Below are 7,304 nucleotides of genomic sequence, written 5' to 3'. Positions count from 1 at the left end.
GTGGGATAGATCGGCGGCTTGCCCCGTGGCAGCGGCTGCCAATCCTGCCGACGAGCCGAGCAAAATGCTTGTGACCAGCTTCATTTTGCACTCCCATCAAGATGTCCGGGACGCAAGCATTGAGTCGCTTCAGCAGAAATGTATCTTGCATGCGCTTCGAGAGCTAATCTTCTCCTCCGTTCCAAACCCGAAACGAGAGCATACGATAGAATTGTGCAAATATTCTTATTGCCGCACCCCGTGATGTTCAATATAAACGCCTGCGCCGATTCATACAAATAGAATGGATGCCGGGCGAATGTTATCTCTTACGTGTTGCGCGAAAGCTGCAGTACGCATCGATGACATAGATCAATCATTGCGCATGCAAATGTGGCAGCCCGAGCCGCTGACGAGATCGGCTGAGCATCATGTCCCTCAGAGCGTGTTCTTATAAATCTGTCCATTTTTCATAATCAGGCGAATCCGCTTCGTCTCCGCGATCAGCGCCGTCTCGGTCAGGGGATCGCCGTCCACCAGCAGAAGGTCGGCGAGCGCTCCGCCCTCGACGACCCCGAGCTTGCCGGGATAGGGGCTGCGCGGTCCTGAGAGGGCGAGAAGCTCCGCGTTCCCGGCTGTTGCCATGCTCAGCAGCTCCGCCGGACTGTACCATCGCGTCAGCTTGGCGAGTTGAGCGCCTTGTCGCGCGGCGACTTTCGCCGAGAAGAGGATATCGGTTCCGAACGCCGTCTTGATCTTGTATTGTTTCGCCAATCGGTACGCATCATCCGTCCCCGTCAGAATCTTCACTTGCGCCGCGCGATTGGAGGAGCCCGGTGGAAACGGCGTCGCATCCTCGTCATCGAGAAAGGGTTGGAGACTCCACCAGACGCCTCTCTCGGCCATCAGCTGCGCTGCCTCGTCGTCGGCGAGGTGACCGTGTTCGATGCATCTCACGCCGACCCTGATCGCGGCTTTGATCGCTTTCGGCGTGTAGGCATGGACGGTGACGTAGGTATTCCAATCGTCCGCCGCTTGGACTGCGGCTCTCAACTCGATCTCGGTGTATTGCGTCGAGTCGATCGGATCATGGTCGGAGGTGACGCCTCCTCCGGCCATCACCTTGATCTGGCTCGCACCCAGGAAGAGCTGTTCGCGCGTCCGGCGAAGCACCTCGGCGGTTCCGTCGGCGATGGCGGCGGCCCCGATGCGTTCCGTGAAATGAAGGGGATCGCTGTTCGCCCGCGGCAGGTCGTGGAGCGTGCGGAAGTCTCCGTGGCCGGACGTCTGCGAGATCATCGCACCGGCGGGCCAGATACGCGGTCCGACGATGGTCCCCTCGTCGATGGCCCGCTTGAGGCCGAAGACGGGGCCGCCGACGTCACGCACCGAGGTGAAGCCGCGCATCAGCATGTCACCGGCGGCCTTGCCGGCGCGCAACATCAGGTAGTTCGGGTCCGCCGTCATCGCCTGCTGCAGCGGGACCGTCGAAAAGATCAGGTGGGTGTGGGCATCGATCAAGCCCGGCATCAACACGCATCCGGCCCCATCGACCGTTTGCGCCTCTTCGACCGGGCCGACGCCGCCCTGGTGGACGGCTTCGATGCGGCTTCCCGCGACAAGTACCTGCACGCCCTCGCGGAGGGTGGGGGAAACGCCGTCGAACAGGCGGATGTTCGTGAACAGGACCGGTCGCGGCTGCTCCGTCGGCACCACCCGCGGGGCTTCCTGCGCCTCGGCACCGGAGCCGAGACTCGCCAACGACGCTGCCATCCCCGTCAGGAACCCTCGCCGGGAGAAGGCGGTGGCGACGCGGTCCATGGCGATCCGGGCGTCGGGCCGGTGGCATAGGCAACCGCTGCCGACGAGCGTGTCGGCCACCGCCGTGCAGGTGAACATGCGCTCTCCCCTGTTCGACTTCGAACCGCGTGGCGGAGTTCAGATCGTCGGCGCTTAATCCGGTGCCCCTTCGACCTCAGCTCGGACGCGGCGCCGGGGTCATCGGTGCTCGCCGATGGTCCCGCGCTTCCGGCTCCGGTGCATCGGCCGGAAGGTCTCCCGGATGGTAGTCGGGGAGCCATGCGGCCGGGATGATCGAGAGCAACGCGACCAGAGCCATGATGAGCAGTCCCATCTTCAGCGCGCGCAGGCGCGCTTCGGTGTTGACGCGCACGGCCTCATCGACTTGCGCCGGCGAGGCCGACGTCTTCGCCATCGCTTCGCGAAGTCGATCGTTGCTGACGAAGTTGATGCTATCGAGATTCACCTGCGATTGAATCTCGGGCGGCAGCAGCGGGTTTTCAGCGATGCTTCGAAAGATGCCGGCGCTGAGCAGGCCGACGAGAAGTGCGCCGGCCACTGCCGTCCCGACCGCCGCCGCCAAGTTCTGCGTCGTTCCCCGGAGGGACCCTACGTCACCGGCCAATTCCTTCGGCGACGACGTGACCAGCACGTTGAACAGCAGGGTCACCAGAGCCCCCTGGCCGATGCCGAAGACGACGAGGCCGATCAGCACGGGCAACTCGCTCCAGTCGTTGCGGACGACGTAAGCGAGCCACAGGAGCGCAACGGTGCAGAGGATGAAGCCGAAGCGGCCGATCTGCCGGGGGTTCAGTTTCGAGTAGAACCGGACGATCAGCATCGCCGCGAAGAAGACGGACAGGTTGAACGGCATCATCGCGACGGCCGTGGCGAGCGGCGAGCGGCCCTGGACGATCTGGATGTAGAGGGGCACCGAAAAGTTGAGCATCGCCTCGAGCGCCACCACGGCGAACAGCGCGTAGACGGCCGCGCGCTCTTTGCGGGAATCGATCACGGCCAGCGCGAGCAACGGCGTCTTTCGCTCCCGCTCGCGCCTGCGGGTCCAAGACAGGAAGGCCTGCCCGAGGATGATTCCCAGAACGATCAGGACCGGTGCCGGCGAGAACCCGAAGAGATTGAACGGAGCGGCCGGTTGGGCCACGCCGAGGCCCCAGCTGTTGAGATTGTTGAAGCCGAAGACGATCAGGATGATGGCCGAGGCCGCGAGGGCGACTCCGACCAGATCGATTCTGACGTCGGGGCGCCCGGCATCCGGCCGAAGCCTGAAGCTCAGCAGGAAGACCAGCGCCGAGAGGGCGATCAGGAAACCGAAGGCGGGGCGCCAGCCGATATAGGTTCCCAGCACGCCGCCGATGATGAACGCGGCGACACCGGCTCCGGCCCGGGCTGATCCGAGCGCACCCAGGGCGGTGGCCTGCTGTGTGCCGCGGTAGTTCTCCGCGATCAGGGCGACGAGCGACGGCACCAGCGCCGCCCCGGCCGCGCCGCAGGCCGCCTGCGCCGCAAGCATCATCGTCGCGTTGAGGCTGAAGGTCATCACGACCTGCGCCAGCCCAAAGACGGCGATGACGATCCGGAAGACCTGCAGCGCGCCGAAGCGTTGGTTGAGCTTGGCCCCGAGCATGACGAAGCCGGCGACCGCCATCGAGTACATGACGATCCCCGTGGCCACGGTCGTCGGCGGCACGCGGAAGCTTTCGACCATGCCGCTCAAGGCGACGGGCAAAGAGGCGACGTTGAACGACATCAAGGACTGGCCGAGCGCGATGGCGATCATCGGCACCCACGACGCCTGCGCCTCGAAACGCATCGCGGCCTGCGGAGAAGATCCAACCGACATGTCTTTGCTCCGAGCGACGAAGGGGCCATGACTCCTTTGACGCGGCGCCTCCTCACACCACAGGGGTCGAGACGAAAAGGTCCATGCCCAGGCTCTGCGACAGGAACTTCGCCGCCAGCTGCCCGCGGACACTGTTGCCGGCGACATCCAGGGGAGGCGCGAACGTACCGAAGCCGCCCTTGCCCGGAGAGACGGCGACGATGCCGCCGCCGATGCCGCTCTTTCCCGGCAGGCCGATATCGTAGAGCCAGTCGCCCGAGGTCTCGTAGAGCCCGGCAATGGCCATGACGGCCAGGGCGTAATGGCAAACGGAGGGGGCCACGACCCGCTCCCCGGTCAGCGGATTGACGCCACCGTCGGCCAGGGTCGCGCCCATCACGGCGAGATCCCTGGCGCTCACGTTCAGCGAGCATTGCCGCGTATAGAGATCGGTGGCCATCTTCGGATCGCAGTAGATCCGGCCGAAGCTCTGCAGCAGCCTGGCGATGCTCCGGTTGCGGAAGTTCGTCTCCGAGGCCGAAGCGTAAACCTCATCGTTCAGGGACAAGGTCCGACCGGCGAAGCGCGAGAGGCCGGTATGTATGAACGCCCACTTCTCCTCGGAGGTGCCCCCCGGGGCCAAGCTGGTCGCGGCGATCGCGCCCGCATTGACCATCGGGTTCGTCCGCCCGCCGTCTCCCCGCTCGATGGAGGCCAGCGAGTTGAAGGCGAGGCCGGTGGCGTTGGCACCGATCTTGTTCCTCAACACCTCCGGTCCGTACACTTCACAGATCAGTGCGAAGATGAACGGCTTCGAGACGCTCATGATCGAGAATTCACGGTCGGTGTCCCCGGCCGCGAAAACTCTTCCGCTGGTTCCCACGAGGCAGATGCCGAAGAGTTCGCTCGGCACCCTGGCGAGGGCCGGGTACACCTGTGAGTTCTGTCCATCGGTGTTCGTCCTGAAACGCGCATGGGCCTCGTTGACGAGGTCTTGGACTTGACCTGCATCGGGCAGGTGACCGGTCGAGATGTAAGGGTGCTCGATGTAATCCGCAGTCAGAGTCGGAGCATGCATCGGACGATGACTCCTTAGCATCGATCCCGCCGCGATCCGGCGGAAGTCATCTTTGGCTCCATCCCGAACAGCGATCAGTACCGCTGCTTCCGTTCCTGCCTCATGCGTTCGTGCTTGATGCGCCGCTTCTTCTCGAGGGCCCTGGGGCGGCCGATCGTCATCCTGGCGCTCGAGAGGGCCTGACCGGCCGCTCCCACAAGCGCGGACGGACCGATCGGAGCCGCAGAGCAGGGAATCGTCGAGAGAGGCAGGCCGGTGAGGGCAATGCCCGCGACGAGCAACATCCAGAGCTTGCACATCGAAGGAAACTCCCTGTCGTTCGAGGCAACGTACGCTCGTGCGATGCCTTCCGGGGCAGCATCGCGACGACGTGGACGAGAAGGCGCAGCCCCGGTTTCACGCTGCAGCCGCGTGGCGCCTTCCGGTTGTCGTGCAGGTTAGGTGGGCGCGGCAGCCTCTGCTATCGGGTGAAACCCGAGGTTGGCTGAGGAAAAACCCGAGACGCCACGTTGCGTCCGCTGCCGGATGAGGTCGGGCAAGCGGGGCTTGCGCTGCGGACATCAGAAGCGCGGCAGCGACCGGATGACCTGGCGCGCACCGTAGTGACCGTGGATGGTCAGGTCGTTGCCGACCTGCTTGAGGAGGGCGACAGGTATGGCGGTCCGCCCACCTCCGAGGCGCCGCCGCAACCTGATGATGGCGACGGGCGTCATTCGGTCCTCCGCTACCCGGACGTCCCAGACACGTCCCACCCGTCTGCCGCCGTCGTCGTGGACGGGACGGCCTCGAAGCGCCGCATGCAGGGAGGAGGCAGTCATCTGGGCTGCCCAATCCGCTCTGTCCATCCGATGGGATCGGACTTCCCGGGCATGGACCGAACCGGCGAGAAGCAAGACTGCTGCGAAGGACTCCCACGCACGGGCTGCAGTCCGCATCTCTCGTCTCCTGATCGAGCGCTCCGAAGACGGCCGCAGTTAACGCATTTTGGGCCAAGACGTCCTGGGTCGTGACCTCGTGCGAGACCGGCGGACGACGGCCACGGTTCGCTCTTCCCGCTAGCGGCGCCAGTGGCGCCGGCGCCAATGCGGATGCCTCCAATGTGGCGGACCCTTCCAGCGGCGGTGCCTCCAACCGGGCGACCAGTGTCGGCGAACCTCCAGGATCCCGGACCCGTCCATCGGTGGGACCACGATCGTCGACGGACCAACCGGAGCGGCCTGCCCGCTCGGTGTGAGGAATATGGCTCCTCCGAGGATCGCCACCGCAAGAAGGGCATGGCGGCTGCTCATCCGGGACAGGTGCAAAGGCATGATCGAACTCCGATGGGGAAGACCGGTATTCTCCGGATGCCAGCAAGCGCTGCCTTGAACGTTGATCTGAGCCCGCAGCACCGGAATGAAGGAAGGGCGCCTCCGCCGACGCCAATGAGACGGCATCCGGCCCTCTCGACGACCGACGGAAGGTTAGACCGCGCCGCTCGCGGCCGATACCGGGCGAAATCCGAGATCGAGGAGGGGAAACTCCCGGTGCGCCACCGGATCATCCCTGAGAGGAAGCCGCATCCGTGAGTTCCCGCTGCGGCAGGCTACGCGTCGGCGCCCGATACCCAGGCATACCTCAACCAAGCAACGCCGTGGCTGATCAGGTCGAAACCGAGGATGAGGCCCAGGACCCAGACCCCGGTCTTCGGCAATCCCATCAGAATAAAAAATCCTGCCAAAACCCCGACCAAGCCCGCCAGGAACATGATCAGACCCACTTCGTTCCAGTGGCTGATGCTGAACAGGATGCGGAAAATCCCGGACAGGAGAAACAACAAGCCGATCACGTAGGTGAGGATCACCGCGCCGGACGCGGGCTGGCTCACGAGGACAATGCCTAAGCCGATATAGATCAGGCCCAGACCGGCCTGCCAGACATATCCGCCCCAGCCCTTCGTCCACACGACGTGGCCGATTTCGAACGCACCCACACCGATGGCGATGAGACCGATGAAGATCGTACTGACGGTCGTCGCAAGGGCAACGTCACCCAGGACGAGCAGTCCGGCCAGGAGCAGCACGCCCCCGATCAGCACGCGGGTCCAGATGGGCGGTGTGGACGAGCCGAGGCTCGATGACCGAGATCCGGCGGTGAAGGTGCTCATGCTTCACTCCAAAGTCACGTTCCCGGAGTCTCAGCGAGATCGAGCGATCCGGCCGACGCCGCGGTGACGCGCGCCGCTCATGGCAGGGTATGGGCGCGCGTCGGGTCAGACCATCGGGTGAAACCTGAGGGGTACGAAGGAAATTCCCGCGGTCGGAACAGTGCGTCTCGGGGGCGATGACCCCTGGAACCGGCGGACGCGGCAGTGCTCCCGATCCCAAGCGTTGCTGCGCAGAGCGGCCGAGCGCGTCGTCGAGCAAGGCTGCATTCGGCCATCGCGCGCTTCCTCGACACCGTCACCCCCGATGAGGCCGCAAGCGTTTTCGCCGCCGCAGGATAGGGTCGTGATGAACCGAAAAAGGCTTCAATCGGCGTCGCGCTTGGCCTGTGCCGCTTTGACGGATTGCGAGACGCGGCCGATCTGACTCGGCTCCAACTCCGTAAACCGCTTCTCGTTGGCGA

Annotated in this window: 7 protein-coding genes; 1 reads left to right on the top strand and 6 read right to left on the bottom strand. The window is 64.7% G+C overall.

The features are described 5' to 3' along the window. The coding region (locus MFF42_RS05875) for a hypothetical protein (RefSeq protein WP_238254905.1) at window positions 1-244 on the top strand (244 nt) is incomplete at its 5' end. Window positions 245-417: 173 nt separating this feature from the next. On the opposite strand, the gene MFF42_RS05870 is transcribed toward MFF42_RS05875, so the two are convergent. The 6 genes from MFF42_RS05870 to MFF42_RS05845 all read right to left on the bottom strand — a co-directional run bounded on the left by MFF42_RS05870 (window position 418) and on the right by MFF42_RS05845 (window position 6,843). Next, a complete protein-coding gene (locus tag MFF42_RS05870) occupies window positions 418-1,878 on the bottom strand; it encodes a metal-dependent hydrolase family protein (RefSeq protein ID WP_238254904.1) in 1,461 nt (486 codons plus the stop codon). A gap of 76 nt (window positions 1,879-1,954) precedes the next feature. Beyond that, a complete protein-coding gene (locus MFF42_RS05865) occupies window positions 1,955-3,610 on the bottom strand; it encodes an MFS transporter (RefSeq protein WP_238254903.1) in 1,656 nt (551 codons plus the stop codon). An 82-nt stretch (window positions 3,611-3,692) separates the two neighbouring features. After that, window positions 3,693-4,697 (bottom strand): glutaminase A, encoded by a 1,005-nt coding sequence (gene glsA, locus MFF42_RS05860; protein WP_238254902.1) that lies wholly within the window; start codon window positions 4,695-4,697, stop codon window positions 3,693-3,695. A 74-nt stretch (window positions 4,698-4,771) separates the two neighbouring features. Continuing rightward, a complete protein-coding gene (locus tag MFF42_RS05855; protein ID WP_238254901.1) occupies window positions 4,772-4,996 on the bottom strand; it encodes a hypothetical protein in 225 nt (74 codons plus the stop codon). A 261-nt stretch (window positions 4,997-5,257) separates the two neighbouring features. After that, window positions 5,258-5,515 carry a PRC-barrel domain-containing protein gene (locus MFF42_RS05850; protein WP_238254900.1) on the bottom strand — a complete coding sequence of 86 codons (258 nt, stop codon included), beginning with the start codon at window positions 5,513-5,515 and terminating at the stop codon, window positions 5,258-5,260. Between the two features lie 767 nt (window positions 5,516-6,282). Beyond that, a complete protein-coding gene (locus tag MFF42_RS05845; RefSeq protein ID WP_238254899.1) occupies window positions 6,283-6,843 on the bottom strand; it encodes an HdeD family acid-resistance protein in 561 nt (186 codons plus the stop codon). Between the last annotated feature and the right edge of the window lie 461 nt (window positions 6,844-7,304).

Origin of the sequence: Methylorubrum podarium, from assembly GCF_022179745.1 — a bacterium.
Lineage (GTDB): Bacteria > Pseudomonadota > Alphaproteobacteria > Rhizobiales > Beijerinckiaceae > Methylobacterium > Methylobacterium podarium.
This window is presented reverse-complemented; position numbering and strand designations above follow the sequence as displayed.

Excerpts from the sequence above, each read along its gene's own strand:
- MFF42_RS05865 (WP_238254903.1), bottom strand. The coding sequence starts at position 3,610 with ATGCGTTTCGAGGCGCAGGCGTCGTGGGTGCCGATGATCGCCATCGCG.
- MFF42_RS05855 (WP_238254901.1), bottom strand. The coding sequence starts at position 4,996 with ATGTGCAAGCTCTGGATGTTGCTCGTCGCGGGCATTGCCCTCACCGGC.
- MFF42_RS05870 (WP_238254904.1), bottom strand. The coding sequence starts at position 1,878 with ATGTTCACCTGCACGGCGGTGGCCGACACGCTCGTCGGCAGCGGTTGC.
- MFF42_RS05850 (WP_238254900.1), bottom strand. The coding sequence starts at position 5,515 with ATGACTGCCTCCTCCCTGCATGCGGCGCTTCGAGGCCGTCCCGTCCAC.
- MFF42_RS05845 (WP_238254899.1), bottom strand. The coding sequence starts at position 6,843 with ATGAGCACCTTCACCGCCGGATCTCGGTCATCGAGCCTCGGCTCGTCC.
- glsA (WP_238254902.1), bottom strand. The coding sequence starts at position 4,697 with ATGCATGCTCCGACTCTGACTGCGGATTACATCGAGCACCCTTACATC.